16 protein-coding genes and 1 pseudogene are annotated in these 20,289 nt (G+C 64.3%); 8 read left to right on the top strand and 9 right to left on the bottom strand.

Translation table 11 applies throughout. The features are described from left to right. The first annotated feature begins 29 nt into the window (after positions 1-29). From thiC to RHIBR816_RS0121620, 5 genes and pseudogenes are all read left to right on the top strand, one after another. Entirely contained in the window at positions 30-1,862 is a 1,833-nt protein-coding gene (gene thiC / locus RHIBR816_RS0121640) for a phosphomethylpyrimidine synthase ThiC (protein ID WP_018238692.1), read from the top strand. A gap of 1 nt (position 1,863) precedes the next feature. After that, positions 1,864-2,805 (top strand): annotated as a pseudogene (gene thiO, locus RHIBR816_RS34485) (glycine oxidase ThiO); the annotation flags it as partial. Positions 2,806-3,053: 248 nt separating this feature from the next. Beyond that, complete coding sequence (thiS, locus tag RHIBR816_RS0121630) at positions 3,054-3,251, top strand: sulfur carrier protein ThiS (protein WP_018238690.1); 198 nt, start codon at positions 3,054-3,056, stop codon at positions 3,249-3,251. A gap of 2 nt (positions 3,252-3,253) precedes the next feature. Further along, positions 3,254-4,027 (top strand): thiazole synthase, encoded by a 774-nt coding sequence (locus RHIBR816_RS0121625; protein WP_018238689.1) that lies wholly within the window; start codon positions 3,254-3,256, stop codon positions 4,025-4,027. Continuing rightward, positions 4,024-4,629: a thiamine phosphate synthase gene (locus tag RHIBR816_RS0121620; protein WP_018238688.1), complete on the top strand. Its 606-nt coding sequence runs from the start codon at positions 4,024-4,026 to the stop codon at positions 4,627-4,629. The genes RHIBR816_RS0121625 and RHIBR816_RS0121620 overlap by 4 nt, the downstream gene beginning before the upstream one ends. A 46-nt stretch (positions 4,630-4,675) precedes the next feature. On the opposite strand, the gene RHIBR816_RS0121615 is transcribed toward RHIBR816_RS0121620, so the two are convergent. From RHIBR816_RS0121615 to RHIBR816_RS0121600, 3 genes are all read right to left on the bottom strand, one after another. Beyond that, positions 4,676-5,152, bottom strand: coding sequence for a type II toxin-antitoxin system VapC family toxin (locus RHIBR816_RS0121615; RefSeq protein WP_018238687.1), 477 nt, complete (start codon positions 5,150-5,152; stop codon positions 4,676-4,678). After that, positions 5,149-5,451: a type II toxin-antitoxin system Phd/YefM family antitoxin gene (locus tag RHIBR816_RS0121610; protein ID WP_018238686.1), complete on the bottom strand. Its 303-nt coding sequence runs from the start codon at positions 5,449-5,451 to the stop codon at positions 5,149-5,151. The genes RHIBR816_RS0121615 and RHIBR816_RS0121610 overlap by 4 nt, the downstream gene beginning before the upstream one ends. A gap of 173 nt (positions 5,452-5,624) precedes the next feature. Next, a complete protein-coding gene (locus tag RHIBR816_RS0121600; protein WP_018238684.1) occupies positions 5,625-6,275 on the bottom strand; it encodes a GntR family transcriptional regulator in 651 nt (216 codons plus the stop codon). Between the two features lie 170 nt (positions 6,276-6,445). Here RHIBR816_RS0121600 and RHIBR816_RS0121595 point away from each other — a divergent pair, with 170 nt between their 5' ends. From RHIBR816_RS0121595 to RHIBR816_RS0121585, 3 genes are all read left to right on the top strand, one after another. Continuing rightward, entirely contained in the window at positions 6,446-7,864 is a 1,419-nt protein-coding gene (locus tag RHIBR816_RS0121595; RefSeq protein WP_018238683.1) for a malonyl-CoA decarboxylase, read from the top strand. Continuing rightward, a complete protein-coding gene (locus RHIBR816_RS0121590; protein ID WP_018238682.1) occupies positions 7,861-9,375 on the top strand; it encodes a malonyl-CoA synthase in 1,515 nt (504 codons plus the stop codon). Before RHIBR816_RS0121595 ends, RHIBR816_RS0121590 begins: the two co-directional genes overlap by 4 nt. A gap of 89 nt (positions 9,376-9,464) precedes the next feature. Then, positions 9,465-10,811, top strand: a complete 1,347-nt coding sequence (locus RHIBR816_RS0121585; RefSeq protein WP_018238681.1) for an SLC13 family permease — start codon at positions 9,465-9,467, stop codon at positions 10,809-10,811. Between the two features lie 105 nt (positions 10,812-10,916). On the opposite strand, the gene RHIBR816_RS0121580 is transcribed toward RHIBR816_RS0121585, so the two are convergent. The 6 genes from RHIBR816_RS0121580 to RHIBR816_RS0121555 form a co-directional block, all read right to left on the bottom strand. Next, positions 10,917-12,290 (bottom strand): alpha-glucosidase/alpha-galactosidase, encoded by a 1,374-nt coding sequence (locus RHIBR816_RS0121580; RefSeq protein WP_018238680.1) that lies wholly within the window; start codon positions 12,288-12,290, stop codon positions 10,917-10,919. Positions 12,291-12,312: 22 nt separating this feature from the next. Then, positions 12,313-13,983 (bottom strand): ABC transporter ATP-binding protein, encoded by a 1,671-nt coding sequence (locus tag RHIBR816_RS0121575; RefSeq protein ID WP_018238679.1) that lies wholly within the window; start codon positions 13,981-13,983, stop codon positions 12,313-12,315. A gap of 11 nt (positions 13,984-13,994) precedes the next feature. Further along, positions 13,995-15,122 carry an ABC transporter permease gene (locus RHIBR816_RS0121570; RefSeq protein ID WP_018238678.1) on the bottom strand — a complete coding sequence of 376 codons (1,128 nt, stop codon included), beginning with the start codon at positions 15,120-15,122 and terminating at the stop codon, positions 13,995-13,997. Next, a complete protein-coding gene (locus RHIBR816_RS0121565; RefSeq protein ID WP_018238677.1) occupies positions 15,119-16,132 on the bottom strand; it encodes an ABC transporter permease in 1,014 nt (337 codons plus the stop codon). Before RHIBR816_RS0121565 ends, RHIBR816_RS0121570 begins: the two co-directional genes overlap by 4 nt. Before the next feature lie 98 nt (positions 16,133-16,230). Then, a complete protein-coding gene (locus RHIBR816_RS0121560; RefSeq protein ID WP_018238676.1) occupies positions 16,231-18,312 on the bottom strand; it encodes an ABC transporter substrate-binding protein in 2,082 nt (693 codons plus the stop codon). A 333-nt stretch (positions 18,313-18,645) separates the two neighbouring features. Beyond that, positions 18,646-20,118: an alpha-glucosidase/alpha-galactosidase gene (locus RHIBR816_RS0121555; protein WP_018238675.1), complete on the bottom strand. Its 1,473-nt coding sequence runs from the start codon at positions 20,116-20,118 to the stop codon at positions 18,646-18,648. Positions 20,119-20,289 lie beyond the last annotated feature (171 nt).

The raw sequence follows: 20,289 nt of genomic DNA, 5'->3' as shown, positions 1-20,289 counted from the left end.
CTCCAACGCGAAAACTTTGGAGCCTCAAGATGAATGTTTTCAAGCCTCTCGCCGCAGCGCCGTCGGTCACGCAAGGGCCGCTTCCCGCATCGAAAAAGGTCTACAAGCCGGGCGAGATCCATGCCGATATCCGCGTGCCGATGCGCGAGATCGCGCTGCATCCGACCTCGGGCGAGCCGCCGGTCACCGTCTATGATGCCTCCGGCCCCTATACGCTCGAAAACGCCGATATCCGCATCGACGCGGGCCTGCCGCGGCTGCGCCGCGACTGGATTCTGGCGCGCGGCGATGTCGAGAGCTACGAGGGCCGCGCGGTCAAGGCGGAGGACAACGGCTTTGCCACCGGCGAGCGGCTGACGCCGGAGTTCCCCGTCCGCCATCAGCCGCTCAAGGCGAAGCCCGGCCAGGCCGTCACCCAGCTTGCCTATGCGCGGGCCGGCATCATCACGCCGGAAATGGAGTTCATCGCCATCCGCGAAAATCTCGGCCGCAAGGCCGCCAAGGAGGCGCTCGCCCGCGACGGCGAGAGCTTCGGCGCCGCGGTCCCCGATTTCGTCACGGCGGAATTCGTCCGCCAGGAGGTGGCGAGCGGCCGGGCGATCATCCCCGCCAACATCAATCATCCGGAATCCGAGCCGATGATCATCGGCCGCAATTTCCTGGTGAAGATCAACGCCAATATCGGCAATTCCGCCGTCACGTCGTCAATGGCCGAGGAAGTCGAGAAGATGGTCTGGGCGACGCGCTGGGGCGCCGACACGGTCATGGACCTTTCGACCGGCCGCAACATCCACAACATCCGCGAATGGATCGTCCGCAATTCGCCGGTGCCGATCGGCACGGTGCCGCTCTACCAGGCGCTGGAAAAGGTCAATGGCATTGCCGAGGATCTCACCTGGGAGGTCTTCCGCGACACGCTGATCGAGCAGGCCGAGCAGGGCGTCGATTATTTCACCATCCATGCCGGGGTGCGGCTGCAGTATATCCCGCTCACCGTCAACCGCGTCACCGGCATCGTCTCGCGCGGCGGCTCGATCATGGCCAAGTGGTGCCTGCACCATCATCGCGAAAGCTTCCTCTACGAGCATTTCGAGGAAATCTGCGACATCTGCCGCGCCTATGACGTCTCCTTCTCGCTCGGCGACGGCCTGCGCCCCGGCTCGATCGCCGACGCCAACGATGCTGCCCAGTTCGCGGAACTGGAAACGCTCGGCGAGCTGACGCAGATCGCCTGGGCCAAAGACTGCCAGGTCATGATCGAGGGCCCCGGCCATGTGCCGATGCACAAGATCAAGGAGAACATGGACAAGCAGCTCGCCGTCTGCGGCGAAGCGCCCTTCTACACGCTCGGGCCACTGACGACCGACATTGCGCCCGGCTACGACCATATCACCTCCGGCATCGGCGCGGCGATGATCGGCTGGTTCGGCACCGCCATGCTCTGCTACGTGACGCCGAAGGAGCATCTGGGGCTCCCCGACCGCAACGACGTCAAGGTCGGCGTCATCACCTACAAGATCGCCGCGCATGCCGCCGACCTCGCCAAGGGCCATCCGGCCGCCCGCATCCGCGACGACGCGCTGTCGCGCGCCCGTTTCGAATTCCGTTGGGAGGACCAGTTCAACCTGTCGCTCGATCCGGAGACCGCCCGCAATTTCCACGACGAGACCTTGCCGAAGGAGGCGCACAAGGTCGCGCATTTCTGCTCGATGTGCGGCCCGAAATTCTGTTCGATGCGGATCTCGCACGACATCCGCGCCGAGGCACAGAAGGAGGGGCTGGAAGCGATGGCGGCGAAATACCGCGACGGCGGCGACCTCTATATGCCGCTCGAAGGCAGCGCGCAGCCCGCCGGAGAATGAGATGCGGGTGCTGATCAAGGGGGCCGGCGTCGCCGGCCTCACGGCCGCCCATGAACTCGTTGCGCGCGGCGCGGCGGTCATGGTCGCGGAACGAACACAAGGCTTTGCGAATGCCGCCTCCTGGTATGCCGGCGGCATGCTCGCGCCCTGGTGCGAGCGGGAAAGCGCCGAGGAAGCCGTTCTTATCCGCGGCGCCGCTGCCGCCGACTGGTGGGAGGCCGTGCTGCCCGCCGGTTCGGTCCATCGCAACGGCACTCTGGTCGTCGCCCCGCCGCGCGACGCGGCCGAACTCCGGCGCTTCGCCTCGCGCACCTCCGGCTACCGCTCGATCGGCGCGGAAGAGATCGGAGCGCTCGAGCCGGCGCTCGCCGGACGCTTCCGCGAGGCGCTGTTCTTTCCTGAGGAAGCGCATGTCGATCCGCGCCGCGCACTTTCGGCGCTCAGGCATGGGCTCGAAGCGCAAGGCGTGGTTTTCAGCGGCGGCACGATCGACCAAGGCCGCTTCGACCTGACCGTCGACTGCACTGGCGCCGCAAGAATCGGCGAAATCAAGGGGCTTCGCGGCGTTCGCGGCGAAATGCTCTATCTCCAGACAGACGAGGTCGCGCTCTCGCGTCCGGTGCGGCTGCTGCATCCGCGCATCCCTCTCTATATCGTGCCGCGCGGCGGCGGGCTCTTCATGTGTGGGGCGACGATGATCGAGAGCGACGACGCCGGCCCGATCACCGCCCGCTCGCTGATGGAGCTGTTGAATGCCGCCTATGTGCTGCATCCGGCCTTTGCCGAGGCCCGCCTCGTCGAGACCGGCGCCGGCGTGCGCCCCGCTTTTGCCGACAACCTGCCGCGCGTCATGCGTCAGGCAAACACGATCACCGTCAACGGCCTCTACCGCCACGGCTTCCTGCTGTCGCCGGCGATCGCCGAGGAGGTGGCTGCACTTGCCTACGACGTGCCTCCGATAGACCCCTCCCCAACCCCTCCCCACAAGGGGGAGGGGCTAAGCAGCCGCTGCGATCGGCTGCAATTTTCGGCCGTCTCGCCAGATGCAAAGGTTACGGCCGAGGCTGAGGCAGCGCGGCCCAGGAAGCCCCTCCCCCCTGCGGGGAGGGGTTGGGGAGGGGCGAATTCCGACGAGCTAGAGTGGAATGAAGGGAAGCATTTTTGCTTCTCGGAGAGGAGAGGACAGGACCGATGAAGCTGACCATCAACGGCGAGGAGCACGAATTCCCGGCCGCCACGCTCGCCGATCTGCTCGCTCTCCTCGACTATGAAGGCGACTGGCTGGCCACGGCCGTCAATGGCGAACTCGTGCACGCCGCCGATCGTCGAACCCATCTCCTGAACGACAACGACCGGATCGAGGTCCTGTCCCCCATGCAGGGAGGCTGATCATGCCGCAATTCTATGGAACCGAACTGCGCTCGCGGCTGCTGCTCGGCACCGCCCGCTATCCCTCGCCGGCAATCCTCGCCGAAGCGGTGCGGCGGTCAAACACCGATATCGTCACGGTTTCGCTTCGCCGCGAGACCGCCGGCGGGCGCTCCGGCGGCGCCTTTTTCGAGCTGATCCGCGAGCTCGGCGTCCGCGTCCTGCCGAACACCGCCGGCTGCCATTCCGTCTCGGAGGCGGTGCTGACCGCGAAGATGGCGCGCGAGGTGTTTTCGACCGACTGGATCAAGCTCGAGGTCATCGGCCATCAGGATACGCTGCAGCCGGACGTCTTCGGCCTCGTCGAAGCAGCGCGTATCCTCACCGGCGAAGGGTTTGAGGTGTTCCCCTATACGACGGATGACCTGGTCGTGGCGGAACGGCTGCTCGAGGCCGGCTGCAAGGTGCTGATGCCCTGGTGCGCGCCGATCGGCAGCGCCATGGGTCCGCAGAACGTGCCGGGCTTACGCGCGATGCGCGCCGAGTTTCCCGACGTGCCGCTGATCGTCGACGCCGGCATCGGCCGCCCCTCGCATGCGGCAACGGTGATGGAACTCGGCTACGACGCGGTGCTGCTCAACACCGCAGTCGCCGGCGCCGCCGACCCGGCCGGCATGGCCGAGGCCTTCGCCAAGGCGATCGAGGCCGGCCACACGGCCTATCACGCCGGCATGCTGGAGCCGCGCGACATGGCCGTTCCCTCCACCCCCGTCATCGGAAAGGCGGTTTTCTCGTGAAGCTCGACCCGTTCTATCTCATTGTCGACAGCGCCCAATGGATCGAACGGCTGGTGCCGCTCGGCGTCAAGCTGGTGCAGCTCAGGATCAAGGACGGGAGCGACGAAAGCCTTCGCGGCGAGATCCGCAGAGCCAAGGCAATCTGCGCCGCCCATCGCTGCCAGCTGATCGTCAATGATTACTGGCGGTTGGCGATCGAGGAGGCTTGCGACTTCGTCCATCTCGGTCAGGAGGACCTCGCCGATGCCGATCGCGGCGCGATCCGCGCCGCCGGGCTGAAGCTCGGGGTGAGCACCCATGACGAGGCGGAGCTCGAAACCGCGCTTGCCGCCGAGCCCGACTATGTGGCGCTCGGGCCGATCTACCCGACGATCCTCAAGAAGATGAAATGGGCGCCGCAGGGGCTGACGAAGCTTTCCGCCTGGCGTGAGCGCGCCGGCTCACTGCCGCTCGTCGCCATCGGCGGACTCAATCCGGACCGGATCGACGGCGTCTTTGCCCATGGCGCCGACAGCGCCGCCGTCGTTACCGACATCACGCTCAACGCCGATCCCGAAGGCCGGACCAAGGAATGGATCGGGAAGACGGAGGTGCGGCGTTAGCTACCCGACCTCGAGGGCCGGTCTCCAATGAGCCCGGCTCTTATTTCTATCGCTGACGCTCAGCGCCGCGAGGGCTCAGCGGGAATTTCTCCGCATCGTCATTCCATGGATCGAAGATCATTGCACCGGATGGCCGAGCGTCCTTCACATTGCGCGTGACAAGATAGAGGTCATGTTCGATCGCCGTCGCTGCAAGCATCGTGTCGATCACAGGCGGGGCGTGACCGCTGTCGCGTTTCACTTCCCCTGAAATTCGGCCCCATTGCCGCACGATGACGTCGTCAAGCGAGAGGACCCGCCGGCCAAAACGCTCGGCGAGCGCGTCGCGTGCCGCCATGTAGCGCGGCCGGTCGGCGTGGTCCTCCGAAAGGTTGTGAATGCCCTTGTCGTACTCGGCAAGCGTCAGGACGCTGATGTAGAAGGCTTCCTCATCCTGATCGGCTGCCCATGTCTTTACCGAAGGCGCCCCCTTCGGATTGATCAATGCGGCCACGACATTGGTGTCGAGCAACCAGCCCTTCAAAGCTCGATATCCCGGCCGCGATCCATCTCGCGTTCAAGATCAAGGCCGCCAAGATGCAGACTTTCCATGAATTCGACGAACGGTGCTCGCGGCCTCTCGGGCACGAGCCGATCGAACTCCTCGGCGGACATGATTACAACCGCATCCCTGCCCCGCACTGTCACGCGCTGCGGCCCGTCCTCGCGCGCGTGTCGCACCACCTCGCTGAAGCGCGCCTTCGCGTCTTCGAGCTTCCACCATCCGCGCGCGTTTTGTCCGCGCGCTTTCTTCAACTTGGTCAGTTCCGCTTTCTTGCCCATCGTCGACCACCTAGTCAGATAGTCAGATATGTAGCACGTCTCTCACAGATCTTCCAGATGGGGCGCCGGCGCCGTCAAGACCAGCACGAGTCGGATGCCGGCGGTGGGCGCAACGGCTTCGCCGGCCTCCACTTCGTTGCGACCCGATGAGCACCCGCCGGACAGCATCCCGCTCACCTCGTCGCCATGCTGGCGACCAGATCGCTGAACCTTTCGCCCTGGATGCCGACATGCGATCGCAGCAGCCGGCGGGCCTCCTCGCCGTCGCCGGCAAAGATCGCATCGACGATGCCGCAATGTTCCGAGAAGGACGTGGTGAGACGATTGCGCACGCGCAACTGCAGCCGGCGATAGGGACGCAGCCGGCGATGCAGTTGCGCGCATTGCTCCTCGAGGAACTCGCTGCGGCTCGCCGCATAGATGGCCTTATGGAATTCCTCGTTGTCGTAGTAATAGGCGTCGCTGTCGCCGGCCTTGGCGGAGAGCTCGCAGCGCCTGTGGGCGGCGGTGATCGCCTGACGCGCGGCTTCGTCGAGGCGGCGCGCGGCAAGCGATCCGGCCAGGCCTTCGAGCTCCGCCATGACCTCGAACATTTCGTAGATGCGGTGCGGTCCCGGATCGATGACCACAGCGCCGCGGCGCGGGCGAATCTCTATTAGGCCGATCGCATTCAGCTGCATCAGGGCCTCGCGAACCGGCGTCCTCGATACGCCGAAGCGACTGGCAAGAACCGTTTCGTCCAGCCGTGCCCCCGGGCTGAACTCATTGGAAAGAATGGCGTTTTCGATCTCGTCCCGGAGCCACCGGCCAACATTCTCGGACATCCGTTCCCGCCTTCATAATACGTGGCTTCATTTCTTGTATACACGATCATTGACGTCGCACACACAATGTGCCACCTTATATACCATATTGCGATGCCTCGAAAGTGAGAACGCCGGCAATTCGGAATAGCGTAGGCTAGGGTGCGCACATGCAGCAGGAGGAGAGTGGCATGCCCGGAACCTCTTTTTTCAGCGATATGCTGCAGGGCATCACCGAGCGCGGCCGCAAGCTGCTGTTTGCCGCCTCGCGGAGCACGGACGCCGTCGAAGCGGATCTCGAGACGCTTTGCGAAATGCTGCTGTCGAGCCGCGGCGAAGCCTCCGGCATGGCCATTGCCGCCGAAATCCTCGGGCGCTGGAGCAAGCTCGACGAGGCCGGCGTCGGGCAGTTCATGCAGATGCTGTCTGACAAATTCGGCGCCGATACGGCGAAGCTCGACAAGGCGGTCGATCGGTACCGCAGCGAGAAGAGCCCTGCCGCGGTCATCGCGCTCCACAAGGCGGCGGAGCCCCGCCGTCAGGAACTGCTGCGGCGGTTGAACCATGCGCCGAGCGGTACGGCGAAGCTCGTCCGGATGCGTCAGCAGCTGCTCGCCTGCACCGATCGGTCGGACGAGTATCGCGCTCTCGACGCCGATTTCACCCATCTGTTCGGCTCCTGGTTCAATCGCGGATTCCTGACGCTGCGTCCGATCGACTGGTCGACACCGGCGCACATCCTGGAAAAGATCATCAAATACGAGGCCGTACACGAGATCGCCGGCTGGGAGGAACTGCGCCGGCGCCTGGCGCCCGCCGACCGGCGCTGCTTCGCCTTCTTCCACCCGCGGCTGGTGGACGAGCCGCTCGTCTTCGTCGAGGTAGCGCTGACCCGATCCGTGCCAAGCGCCATCAGGGACGTCCTCGACGAGGGTCGGGAGCAGATCGAGCCCGACCAGGCGACGACCGCCGTCTTCTATTCGATCTCCAACTGCCAGGAAGGCCTGCGCGGCATCTCCTTCGGCAATTTCCTGATCAAGCAGGTCGTCGAGGATCTGCGCCGGGACCTGCCCGCCCTCAAGAATTTCGTCACGCTTTCGCCGGTCCCGGGCTTTGCCCGTTGGCTTGCCAAGGTGCGCAGATCGGAGGCCGAACCGCCGCTTTCCGACGAGGACCGCAAGGTTCTGGCGCTCCTCGACGACCGGGCCTGGGCGGCCGACGAGAGCGCAGCAAGCGAGATCGAGCGCCTGCTTTTGCCGCTCGCCGCCCATTATTTCCTGATCGAGCGCACGCCGGAGGGCCGACCGGTCGATCCGGTCGCCCGCTTCCATCTCGGCAACGGCGCCCGACTGGAGCGGCTGAACTTCCTCGGCGACTGCTCGGCCAAAGCCATGCGCCAGGCGCACGGGCTGATGGTCAACTACCTCTACAAGCTCGAGGACATCGAGGCGAACCATGAGGCCTTGGCGCAGCGAGGCGAGGTCACCGCCTCGCCGACCGTCAAGAGCCTGCTCGGCCGAACCGGCGAAAGCCGCCGCGGCGGCAAGGGCGAGATTTCACGACCGTTCGCGCAAGTCATGAACGGCAAGTCTGGAGGAGGGCGCACGTGAGCAACCATCTGTTTGACGCCATTCGGGCCGCCGCTTCCGGCGATACGCCATTCATCCGGATCAACGGCGGCCGGACCTGGACCTATGGCGACGCGCTCGCGTTTTCGGGCCGGATCGCCAGCGCCATCGACACACTCGGCATCCGCCCGGGCGACCGGGTCGCCGTCCAGGTCGAAAAGAGCGCCGAAGCGCTGATCCTTTATCTCGCCTGCCTGCGCAGCGGCGCGGTCTACCTGCCGCTCAACACCGCCTATACGCTCGCAGAGCTCGACTATTTCATCGGCGACGCCGAACCGCGGCTGGTCGTCGTTTCCCCGGCGGCCCTGGAAAGCGTCAGAAAAATTGCCGAGCCGCATGGCGCCATTGTCGAAACGCTCGGGACCGACGGCACGGGCTCGCTTCTCGATCTCGCCCGCGACGAGCCGGCCGACTTCGTCGACGCGTCCTGCGCGGCCGATGACCTGGCGGCGATCCTCTACACCTCGGGAACGACGGGCCGGTCCAAGGGGGCGATGCTCACCCACGGCAACCTGCTCTCGAATGCCATGAGCTTGCGCGACTGCTGGCACGTAACCGCCGGCGATCGCCTGATCCATGCCCTGCCGCTCTTCCATACGCACGGGCTGTTCGTCGCCACGAATGTCACGCTGCTCGCCGGCGCTTCGATGTTCCTGCTGCCGAAGTTCGATCCGGACGAGGTGCTGTCGCTGATGCCTGACGCGACGCTCTTGATGGGCGTGCCGACCTTCTACGTCCGCCTCCTGCAGAGCCCGCGTCTCGACCGGCAGGCGGTCGCCAACATGCGGCTCTTCATTTCCGGGTCCGCGCCGCTTCTCGCCGAGACTCACGTCGAGTTCAGGAAGCGCACCGGCCAGGCGATCCTCGAGCGCTACGGCATGACCGAGACCAACATGAACACCTCGAACCCCTATGACGGAGAACGGATCGCCGGAACCGTCGGCTTCCCACTGCCGGGCGTGACGGTGCGCGTCACCGATCCCGCCACCGGCGCCGCCCTGCCGGCGGAGGAAACCGGCATGATCGAGATCAAGGGGCCGAACGTCTTCAAGGGTTACTGGCGGATGCCGGAAAAGACCACCGCGGAATTCACCGCCGACGGGTTCTTCATCAGCGGCGATCTCGGCAAGATCGACCGGGACGGCTATGTCCACATCGTCGGCCGCAGCAAGGACCTGGTGATTTCCGGCGGCTACAACATCTACCCCAAGGAAGTCGAGGGCGAGATCGACCAGCTCGAGGGTGTCGCCGAAAGCGCCGTCATCGGCGTCCCGCATCCCGATTTCGGCGAGGGCGTCACCGCCATCGTCGTGCGCAAGCCCGAGGCGGCGCTCGACGAAAGCGCCATCCTCGGCGCGCTCAGGGACCGGCTGGCCCGCTACAAGCAGCCGAAACGCATCATCTTCGCCGACGACCTGCCGCGCAACACGATGGGCAAGGTCCAGAAAAACCTTCTGCGGCAGCAATACGCCGACTTATACGCCAGGACATGACCGCGCGCCCTCTGGGAGGAAGGCGCGAGCATCATCTCAATCTCGAAAACAACAGCTACGGCGCTGGAGGCGCCGGAGGGAGGGGAATCATGGGCATCGAAATCCTATCCATACTGCTATTGGTCGGCATGTTCGTCATCGCGACCATCCAGCCGATCAACATGGGCGCGCTGGCCTTCGGCTGCACCTTCCTGCTCGGATCGCTGATCATCGGCATGAAGGCCAATGACATCTTCGCCGGCTTCCCGAGCGACCTGTTCCTGACGCTCGTCGCCGTCACCTATCTCTTCGCAATCGCCCAGATCAACGGCACCATCGACTGGCTCGTCGAATGCGCCGTGCGGCTGGTGCGCGGGCATGTCGCCTGGATACCCTGGGTGATGTTCATGGTCGCCGCGGTGATCACCGGGTTCGGCGCGCTCGGGCCGGCGGCCGTCGCCATCCTGGCGCCGGTGGCGCTGAGCTTCGCCGTGCAATACCGCATCCATCCGGCGATGATGGGGCTGATGGTCATTCATGGCGCGCAGGCAGGCGGCTTCTCGCCGATCAGCGTCTATGGCGGCATCACCAACCAGATCGTCGTCAAGGCCGGCCTGCCCTTTGCGCCGACATCGCTGTTCCTCTCCAGCTTCTTCTTCAACCTGGCGATCGCCGTGCTGGTGTTCTTCGTCTTCGGCGGCTTGCAGGTCATGAAGCAGAAGGCGGCCATGTCCGGTCCGTTGCCAGAACTGCACCCGGAGGGCGTGTCCGCATCGATCCGCGGCCATGGCGGCACGCCGGCCAAGCCGATAAGGGAGCACACCTACGGCACCGCGGCCGACACCGCTGCGACATTGCGCCTGACCCCGGAAATGATCGCCACGCTGATCGGCCTGACGGCGCTCGGCATCGGCGCCCTGGTCTTCAAGTTCAATGTCGGCCTCGTGGCGATCACCGTCGCCGTCGTTCTGGCGCTCATCTCGCCGAAGACCCAGAAGGCGGCGATCGACAAGGTCAGTTGGTCGACGGTGCTGCTGATCACCGGCATCATCACCTATGTCGGCGTCATGGAGAAGGCCGGGACGATCGACTATGTGGCGAGCGGCATTTCGAGCCTCGGCATGCCGCTGCTGGTGGCGCTGCTCCTCTGCTTCACCGGCGCAATTGTTTCGGCCTTCGCCTCGTCGACGGCCTTGCTCGGCGCCATCATTCCGCTCGCCGTACCGTTCCTGCTGCAGGGCCAGATCAGCGCAGTCGGCGTCGTCGCGGCGATCGCCATCTCGACAACGATCGTCGACACCAGCCCGTTTTCAACCAACGGCGCCCTCGTCGTCGCCAATGCGCCGGACGAGAAGCGCGAGCATGTGCTGCGGCAGTTGCTCATCTACAGCGCACTGATCGCCATCATAGGTCCGATTGTTGCGTGGCTGGTGTTTGTCGTGCCCGGTCTGGTCTGAAGCCGGCACGGATTGCTGTCTTCCGGCATCGTCGATGTCGACAAGAAAAGCCCCGGAACGCGGAGCGTCCCGGGGCCATCTGGTCGCCTGACCGGGAGAACGAAATCAGGCGGCCTGTACCTTCTTCGGAATGCGGGCCCATTCCGGGATCCAGTCGCGATGGGCGACGAGCAGGTCGTCGACCAGAGACCAGATCTGGTCGAGGTCGAGCTCGGCCGCCGTGTGCGGATCCATCATCGCCGCGTGGTAGAGGTGCTCACGGTTCTCGGTGACGAGCGCCTGGACGGTCAGCTCCTGGACGTTGATATTGGTGCGGATCAGCGCGGTCAGCTGCGGCGGCAGGGCGCCGATATAGGTCGGCTGGATGCCGCAGGCGTCGACGAGGCAGGGCACCTCCGCGGCGCAGTTTTCCGGCAGCGAGGTGATGCAGCCATTGTTCCTGAGGTTGCCGTAGATCACCGAAGGCTCGCCGGTCCAGACCGAGTTCATGATCGACGAGGCATATTCGTGGCTTTCGGCCACCTCGATCGTCTCGGCCTCCTTGAAGGCGGCCGCCTGGCCCTTCCAACGCTCGATCTGCTCGATGCAGCGCTTCGGATATTCGTCGAGCGGGATGCCGAACTTCTCGATCAGGTCCGGACGGCCGTCCTTGATGAAATAGGGCGTGTATTCGGCAAAGTGCTCCGAGCTTTCGGTGACGAAATAGCCGAGCCGCGTCAGCATCTCGTAGCGCACCCTGTTCGGGCAGCGCGGGTTCCAGTGGCTGGGCTTCGGGAAGCGCCCTTCGCGATAGCCGCGGACGAGATCCGGATAGAGGTCGCGATAGCTGCCGTCCTTCTGGCGATGCTCGAACTTGAGATAGAACGCCATGTGGTTGATGCCGGCCGCACGATAGCGGATCTCCTCAAGCGGAATGTCGAGGTCGCGAGCAAGCTCGAAGGCGGTGCCCTGCACCGAATGGCAGAGGCCGACCTGTTTGATCGTCGGGTACTTTTCGGCAATCGCCCAGGTGTTGATCGCCATCGGGTTGACATATTGCAGGAGGATCGCCTCCGGGCAGACCTGAAGCATGTCTTCGCAGATCTTCCAGAGATGCGGCACGGTGCGAAGCCCGCGCATGATACCGCCGACGCCGAGCGTGTCGGCAATCGTCTGGCGCAGCCCGTATTTCTTCGGCACCTCGAAATCGGTGACGGTGCAGGGCTCGTAGCCGCCGATCTGGAAGGCGACGACGACGAAGTCCGACCCTTCGAGCGCCTTCCGCTGGTTGGAATAGGTTTCGATCTTCGCCTTGACGCCGAGGGTGCGCACCAGCTTGCCGGCGACTATCTCGCTTTCGGCGAGACGTTCGGGGCTCAAATCCATCAGCGCGATGGTCGCGGCCGAAAGCGCCGGCCGCTGCAACACGTCGCCGATGATGTTCTTCATGAAGACGGTCGAGCCGGCGCCGATGAAGGTGATCTTGGGTTGTCTGGTCATGGAAAGCCTCTGTTCTGGAAGGTCACGCGGCCACTTCGAAGGCGGCTCTGACGAGCCGCTCCGTATAGGCAGTCTTGGGATTGGAAAGAATTTCGCTCACCGGTCCCTCCTCGACGATCTTGCCGTGCTGCATCACCACCACCCGATGGCAGAGCGCGCGCACGACCTTCAGGTCGTGGGAGATGAAGAGATAGCTCAGGCCCCGCTCGTCCTGCAGCTTGCGCAGGAGCTCGATGATCTGGGCCTGCACCGAGAGGTCGAGTGCCGAGGTCGGCTCGTCGAGCAGGATGAATTCCGGCTCGAGCGCAATCGCCCGGGCAATCGCGATGCGCTGGCGCTGGCCGCCGGAAAATTCATGCGGAAAGCGCGACAGGATATTGGGGGGCATGCCGGCGCTGACAAGCGCGTCCTGGACGCGCGCAAGCCTATCCCTGCGGTTCTCGCCGAGGCCGTTGACGATCAGCCCTTCCTCGATGATCTGGCCGATCGACATGCGCGGGTTGAGCGAGGCGAAGGGATCCTGGAAGACGATCTGGATGCGCGAGCGCAGCGGCCGCATGCCCTTGCGATCCTTGCCATGGATCGGCTCGCCGTCGAAATAGATCTCGCCTGCGTCGGTGTTGATCAGCCGGATCAGCGCCTGGCCGAAGGTGGTCTTGCCGGAGCCGGACTCGCCGACGAGGCCGAGCGTCTCGTGCCGGCGGAGATCGAGGCTGAGGCTGTCGACGGCGACCAGCTCCTTCATCTCCGGCTTGAAGAAGCCGCCCTTCTTCAGCATGAAGGAGACCCGGACGTTGCGGCCGTCGAGCATGATCGGCGCATTGTCCGGCAGCGGCTTGGCCCTGCCCGACGGTTCGGAGGCAAGCAGCCGCCGCGTATAGGCATGCTGCGGGTTGGCGAAGAGCGCTTCCGTCGTGTTGTGTTCCTTCACCTCGCCGAGCTGCATCACATAGACGTAGTCGGAGAATTGCCTGACCACCGTCAGGTCGTGGGTGATCAGGATCACCGCCATGCCGAGTTCCTGCTGCAGCTTGCGGATCAGGTTGAGGATCTGCGCCTGCACGGTGACGTCGAGCGCTGTCGTCGGCTCGTCGGCGATCAAGACGTCCGGGTCGTTGGCGAGCGCCATGGCGATCATCACGCGCTGGCGCTGGCCGCCGGAAAGCTGGTGCGGATACTGGTTGAGCCGCGCCTCCGGGTCCGGGATCTGCACGTGGCGCAGGAGTTCGAGCGCCCGCTCGGCTGCGGCGCGGCGGCTCATGCGGCGATGCGCCCGGATCGCCTCGATGATCTGACTGCCGATCGTATAGACCGGGTTCAGCGAGCTCATCGGCTCCTGGAAGATCATCGAGATCCGGTCGCCGCGCAGCGCCCGGCGCTGTCGCTTCGAAAATTTCAGCACGTCCCTGCCGTCATAGTCGATGCGCGAATGCGAGGCGATCGTGGCGCGCTTCGAGAGCAACCCCATGATGGTGCGGGCCGTCACCGACTTGCCCGAGCCGGACTCGCCGACGATCGCCACCGTCTCGCCACGATAGAGCTGGAAGGAGACGTCCTTCACCGCCTCGACCGTGCCATTCTCGACCTTGAAGGTGACGGCCACCTTGCGGGCATCGATGACCGGCCGCGTATCTTTCGTCTGACGATCCCGCCGCTCGTCCGGCGCCGGCACAATGGTTTCGACTGTTGCCATCGGCGTGCTCCTCAATAGGGGTCGATTGCGTCGCGCAGGCCGTCGCCGAGCGCATTGAAGGCGAAGACAGTGACAAGCACGAAGGCGACCGGCGAGAGGATCCACGGGTAGGATCCGATCGCCGAATAGTTCGCCGTGTCCTGCAGCATCAGCCCCCAGGAAATGAGCGGCGGCTTGACCGCAAAGCCGAGGAAGCCGAGGAAGGATTCGAGCAACACCACCTGCGGGATCGCCAGCGTCACTGCGACGATCACATGGCTCATCACATTCGGGAAAATGTGCTGGAAGATGATGCGCCGGTCGGTGGCGCCGATGGCGATCGCCGCCCGCACATAGTCGATGCGGGCAAGCGCCAGCGTCTTGCCGCGCACCTCGCGCGACATCTGCGCCCAGCCGAGCGCCGACATCACGATGACGACGAAGGCGAGGAAGACATTGGTCGGTGCCGTCACCGGGATCAGCGAGGCGAGCGCCAGGTAGAGCGGCAATTGCGGGAAGGCGAGCACAAGCTCGACGAAGCGTTGCACCCAGGCGTCGAAACGCCCCCCGAAATAGCCCGAAACCATGCCGACGGTCGTGCCGACCACGGTGACGATCGAGACGACCGTCAGCGCGATGATCAGCGAGATGCGGGAGCCGTAGAGGATGCGCGAAAGCACGTCGCGGCCGAACTTGTCGGTGCCGAGCAGGTGCACCGGCGTGCCGTCGACGGCGCCGAAGAGATGGCGCTCGGCCGGGATCAGCCCGAAGAGCCTATAGGACGCGCCCTTGACGAAGAAGCCGAGGATCTGCGGATTGTCGTAGTCGGGACCGATGATCGGCTGGAAAGTGATCGGGTCGAGCTCCTCCGTCTCGCGCACCGGATAGCTGCGCGGCGAAAAGACGAAGTTGCCCTCACGGTCGCGGAAGCTGATCGCCTGCGGCGGCGCGAAGGCGACGCCGGTCGCCTTCGGATCGACCGGCGACAGGAAATCGGCAAAGATCGCCATGAGGACCAGCAGGCTGACGAGGATCAGGCCGAGCAGGCCCGTCCAGGAGCGTTTCAGCCGCCGCCAGACGAGGGCGGTATAGCTCTCGTGGTGGTGCTTTTCTTCCGGCTGCATGGCGACCGGCACGGTGCTGTGGGCTTCGATGGTCATGCGTAGGCCCCTCCTCCCATGCGCACGCGCGGATCGAGCGCGGCGAGCAGCATGTCGGCGATGATGTTGCCGACGATCAGCGTTGCCGAGAGCACCAGCATGAAGGTCGCGGTGACATAGACGTCGCCGACCCACATGGAGCCGACGATCGCCGGGCCGACTGTCGGCAGCGCGAAGATGATCGCCGTTTCGATTTCGCCGGTCAGCATGTAGGGAAGCACGACGCCCTGATACATGATGAGCGGGTGCAGCGCGTTCGGCACCGCATGCCGCATCACGACGGCGCCTTCGCTCAGGCCCTTGGCGCGCGCGGTCTCGACATATTGAGCGTTCAGCGTGTCGAGCAGGTTGCCGCGCATGACGCGCATATTGTAGGCGAGCCCGCCGAAGGTGGCGATCGCCACGACCGGCCAGACATGCTTCACCAGGTCGACGAACTTGTCCCACGACCAGGGCGCGCCGCCATAGCGGGCCGAATGGAAGCTGTTGATCTCGCTCACATTGAAATGGAAGACGAGGATATAGACGATGATCAGCGCCATCAGGAAGCGCGGCACCGTCATGCCGAGGAAGGAGACGGTCGAAAGCAGGCTGTCGACCCAGGAATATTGCTTGGTCGCCGCAAGGATGCCGAAGCCGATGCCTATGACGGAGGCGAGGATGTGGCAGACGAGCGCGAGCGCCAGCGTGCGCGGCAGGCGTTCGCCGACGACGTCGGCAACCGGCTTGTTGTAGTAGAGGCTGTGGCCGAAATCGCCGCGCGTCACGATGCCGGTCATCCAGTTGACGTATTGGAGCGGCAGCGGCTTATCGAGGCCGTGCTCCTTGCGGTAGGCCTGTGCCTGGGCGTCGGCTTCCTCGAAGGAGGCACCGCCCTGGTTGATGAGCTGCGAGCGGATATAGTCGCTGTAATCGCCGGGCGGCGCCTGGATGATGGCGAAGGTCACCACGCTCAGGACGAACAGCACCGGAATGGCAGAGGCGATGCGGACCAGCAGAAATCTGAACATGGCCGTTTCCTTCTGTCGGTTTTCCATTGGCGATGCCGCCACGGAGTGAAGGGCGATCCCCCCGGCCCTGAGGTCAGAGCCGGAGGGGACGATCAGGTTCAGTTGCTCGGGCCGCTGTCGCCGGGCTTACCGGGAAGCTGCTCCGCATAGAGCTCGTAGTCGCCCTGCTTGTCGGCCGCGACGAAGACCCGCTCGCGGATGATCGTGTCCTCGGCCCAGTTGAACATGAAGATCGGCGCACCCGGAGGAATGTTCGAGAAGCGCTTGTTGATGATCAGCGCACCCGGATATTCGGTGAGCCCGACCGTATCGACATTCTCCGTCGAGACCTTCTGGAACTGCTTCATCAGGTCGGCACGCGCCTCGTTGTCGTTGCTCGCGATGAACTTGTTGACGAGGTCGACGAGTTCCTGCTCGTAGGGCATGAGGTCGACCTTGCCGCTTTCCGGCGCCCGGTGATGCCAGCTGGTGCGCGGGCCGGTCGGCGCGAGCTGCGTCGTGTTCTGCACCACGGAGGTCAGCTCCTGGTCGTTGCGGCGGATCAGCCAATCGAACTTGCCCGCATATTGCGTCGCGTCGCGCTTGGTGCCGTCGACCGAATTCAACACGACCTTGAGCCCGAGCTGTTCCATCTGGCCGATCAGGCCTTCCGCCAGGTTGCGGTCGGTGCCGTAGTCGGAATTGACGAGCATCACGATCTGCACGTCAGCGCCGCCGGCGGTGCCTTCGGGGAAGTTGACGAAGCCATTGCCGTCCGTGTCCTTGAGGCCGACCTTTTCGAGGAGCGCCTTGGCACCTTCGAGATCGAACGGATAGTAGATGGTCGAGTTCCGGTCATAGAAGCTGGTGCCGGAGGAGAGCCCGCCCGGATAGATCGCCGTAAACGGCCCCTTCACCAGCGCTTCGCCGAGCTTCTTGCGATCGACCGCCATGGTGACGGCCTGACGGAAGTCGAGATTGCGGTTGAGTTCGCGGACCGCCTGGGCGCGCTCGTCCGGCTCTCCCCAGCCATTGGCCGAGTAGTTCATGCGCAGATTGTAGCCGATGACACGCGGGCCGAAGGCGAGCCGTGCCGGTGCCGCTTCGTTGGCCGCACGCTTCAGCGACTCCACGAAGTTTTCCGGCTGCTCGAGGTTGGAGAAATCGCCCGATCCGGCAATCGCCTGCACGTCGCGGTCGGCCCAGGTCGACAGCTTGTAGTGGACTTCGTTCAGATAGGGCAGCTGGTTGCCGGACTCGTCGACCTTCCAATAGTAGGGATTGCGACGCAGCACGATGATGTCGTCCGGCCGATAGGCAACCGGAACCCAGGCGCCCATCACCGGAATGTTCATATATTCCGGCGGGAAGCCGTTCTTGTATTGGTCGTAGGTCGTGCCGGCATATTTCGGATGCTTGGTCTTGAGGATATGCGACGGGCCGGGGCAGAAGGTGCCATAGGCCATGGAATAGAGATGCTGGCGCGGGAAGGCCTCCTTGAAGGTCCATTCGACCGTATACTGGTCGACCTTCTTGAGCGTCGTTCCTTCGCCGAAGGTTTCGGGCGTCGCACCGTTCAGCGGTGAGACATTCGGATCGACGACATTGTCGTCCCAGTAGAACATCACGTCGTCGGCGTCGAAGGGGTCGCCGTCCGACCATTTCGCCCCCTCTATCAGGTGCATGGTAAGCTTGTGCCCGTCCTCCGACCACTCCCAGCTTCTGGCGAGGTTCGGCAGCGGCTCGACGTCGCTGGCCTCCACCTGGTAGAGCGGCGCGGTGCGGGTCAGGCATTCCGACATGCCGATGTCGATGCCGCCCCAGCCCTGGGTCTGGCCGGCGCTGTAGTTCCAGCCTTCCGGGCGGCCGCCGATGACATGGCGCATGACGTCGCCATAGACGCCCGTGCCGTCCGGCATGTTGCCGGCCTTGAAGACCATCGGCTCCTTCGGCAGGCGCTCGGCGACGGGCGGCAGCTTGCCGGTCTTGACGAATTTCTCGGTTACCCATTCCGGCTCTCTATATTCGGGCAAGGCCTTGAACTCGAGAATGGAATCGCGCGCCACATAGGTGATCTTGCCCTGCGCCGGCACGGGCGGCTGCTCGGGCACCACGGTCGGTTCGGATGCGAAGGCCTGCACCGCGAAGGCGGATATGCCGATCAGCAGGCTGGCCGTTGTTGTCAATCGATACGTCTTCATTGCCTCAGGTTCTCCCTCCTGTTCGCCACGCCGGGACGGGTGGCGCTCCTCCTTGGCCCGAGCCCCCCGCGACTCCTCACGCAGGTGTGCTCGCGCCGTCATTTCAATGCGGCGGTCTAGTGCCGTGGGTTACCCCCTCTGGCTGCCGCCATCTCCCCCACAAGGGGGGAGAATAAGTGCCGCTAACCCTCGATCCGACCGACACGGCGCTGCAAACCGAAATGCTCGACGGACGCGCAGGGCGTGCCACATCTATTCTCCCCCCTTGTGGGGGAGATGGCCGGCAGGCCAGAGGGGGTAGCGGCACCCACTATCTTCCATATCCACGGCCGCCTAAACCGCAGCCCGCAGCTTCGCGGCTTCCTTCTCGGCGCGGATTTCCTCGATGGAGCGCACCTCGCGCCGGGCGGCACCCGTCCACTCGCGGGTCTTCACCGTCGAGCGGGCGAGCCGCTCCTTTGCCGCCTCGACGGCATGGGCGTATTGCGGCAGCCACTCGGCCTGGGCGACGACCATTTCGTCGACCATCTGCCAGACCTCCTCCGGCGTGCAGATCGCGCCCACCAGCGGGTCGTGCAGCACCGCCAGCTTCAGCAGATCGATGTCGCCGGTAATCGCCGCATGCACGGACATGCGCTGGACATTGATCGACGAGATACAGGTGGCGGCACAGGCCTCGGGAAGCGTGATGCCGGACACCATGTTAATGCCGAAACGATCGACGAAGCCAGGAGATTCGATGATCGAGTCGGCCGGCAGGTTGGTGATCACGCCGTTGTTCTTGACGTTGAAATGGCCGCGATAGACACGGCCCGTCTCGAGCGCTTCCAGGATATGGCTTGCATGCTCGTTCGACCGCTTGATCGTATCGAGCGGCTTGCCTGCCTCCTCGAGGAAGCGGGGATATTCCGTCTCGAACCAGTTGCGGGTCTCGGTCGAATAGCGCAGATACCCGCCGGTCTCGCCATGGATCCAGTCGGACATGTCGATCCATTTGGTGATCTCGTCGGGACGCTTGCGGTACCAGGGCAGGTATTCGGAAAGATGGCCGTTGCTTTCGGTCGAATAGACGCCGAAGCGCTTCAGCACGTCGATGCGGAGCTTTTCCTGCTTGGAGAAGACCGGATGCGCCTCGAAGGCGGCGATAAGTTCGTCCTTGCCGATCTTGCGGCCGTTCAAGCGAACGTCGATGAACCAGGTCTGGTGGTTGATGCCGGAGCAGACATAGTCGAGCTCGCCCTCCTTGGCGCCGAGGATTTCGGCGATCTGCTCGGCGCCGTGCTGGACGCCGTGGCAGAGGCCGACGGTATCGACCTTGCCGTACTCGATCGCCGCCCAGGTGTTCATCGCCATCGGGTTGGCATAGTTCAGGAACTTAGCGCCCGGCTGGGCGACTTCGCGGATGTCCTTGCAGAAGTCGAGGATCACCGGAATGTTGCGCTGGCCGTAGAGAATGCCGCCGGCACAGATCGTGTCGCCGACGCATTGGTCGACGCCGTATTTCAGCGGAATGCGAATATCGTCCGCATAGGCCTCGAGGCCGCCGACCCGGACGCAGCTGATGATGTAGCGGGCGCCTTCGAGCGCCTTGCGCCGATCGGTGGTTGCGGTGACGCGGGTCGGCAGGTTGTTCGCCTCGACGATCCGGTCGAGGATCGTCTTGATCATACCGAGATTGTGTTCGCTCAGGTCCGTCAGCGCGAACTCGACGTCGCGGAGCTCCGGCACGGACAGGATATCGGTGAAAAGCTTCTTGGTGAAACCGACGCTGCCGGCGCCGATGATGGCGATCTTGAAGCTGCCCATTGTCGTCTAAAACCTCCTCGCGATGGCGTCTTCGCGCTATAAGGGTAAAATCAATTCACTGAATCGATGCGTCCACCATCCGCGGACCGTCCTCACCGAACCCTGCTTCAAACGCTGGTAGTCCATGCGTCTTGCGCGATCTGTGGCCATTATGTGTATAATCTGCCGCAC

Source organism: Ensifer sp. BR816 (assembly GCF_000378985.1).
GTDB lineage: Bacteria > Pseudomonadota > Alphaproteobacteria > Rhizobiales > Rhizobiaceae > Sinorhizobium.
Note: the sequence above shows the minus strand (reverse complement) of the source record. Positions and strands in the feature narration are given on the sequence as shown.

What these genes read in the sequence shown, in the direction of transcription:
- thiC (WP_018238692.1), top strand. Translation starts at nt 30, where the DNA reads ATGAATGTTTTCAAGCCTCTCGCCGCAGCGCCGTCGGTCACGCAAGGG.
- thiS (WP_018238690.1), top strand. Translation starts at nt 3,054, where the DNA reads ATGAAGCTGACCATCAACGGCGAGGAGCACGAATTCCCGGCCGCCACG.
- RHIBR816_RS0121625 (WP_018238689.1), top strand. Translation starts at nt 3,254, where the DNA reads ATGCCGCAATTCTATGGAACCGAACTGCGCTCGCGGCTGCTGCTCGGC.
- RHIBR816_RS0121610 (WP_018238686.1), bottom strand. Translation starts at nt 5,451, where the DNA reads ATGGGCAAGAAAGCGGAACTGACCAAGTTGAAGAAAGCGCGCGGACAA.
- RHIBR816_RS0121600 (WP_018238684.1), bottom strand. Translation starts at nt 6,275, where the DNA reads ATGTCCGAGAATGTTGGCCGGTGGCTCCGGGACGAGATCGAAAACGCC.
- RHIBR816_RS0121595 (WP_018238683.1), top strand. Translation starts at nt 6,446, where the DNA reads ATGCCCGGAACCTCTTTTTTCAGCGATATGCTGCAGGGCATCACCGAG.
- RHIBR816_RS0121585 (WP_018238681.1), top strand. Translation starts at nt 9,465, where the DNA reads ATGGGCATCGAAATCCTATCCATACTGCTATTGGTCGGCATGTTCGTC.
- RHIBR816_RS0121580 (WP_018238680.1), bottom strand. Translation starts at nt 12,290, where the DNA reads ATGACCAGACAACCCAAGATCACCTTCATCGGCGCCGGCTCGACCGTC.
- RHIBR816_RS0121575 (WP_018238679.1), bottom strand. Translation starts at nt 13,983, where the DNA reads ATGGCAACAGTCGAAACCATTGTGCCGGCGCCGGACGAGCGGCGGGAT.
- RHIBR816_RS0121570 (WP_018238678.1), bottom strand. Translation starts at nt 15,122, where the DNA reads ATGACCATCGAAGCCCACAGCACCGTGCCGGTCGCCATGCAGCCGGAA.
- RHIBR816_RS0121565 (WP_018238677.1), bottom strand. Translation starts at nt 16,132, where the DNA reads ATGTTCAGATTTCTGCTGGTCCGCATCGCCTCTGCCATTCCGGTGCTG.
- RHIBR816_RS0121560 (WP_018238676.1), bottom strand. Translation starts at nt 18,312, where the DNA reads ATGAAGACGTATCGATTGACAACAACGGCCAGCCTGCTGATCGGCATA.
- RHIBR816_RS0121555 (WP_018238675.1), bottom strand. Translation starts at nt 20,118, where the DNA reads ATGGGCAGCTTCAAGATCGCCATCATCGGCGCCGGCAGCGTCGGTTTC.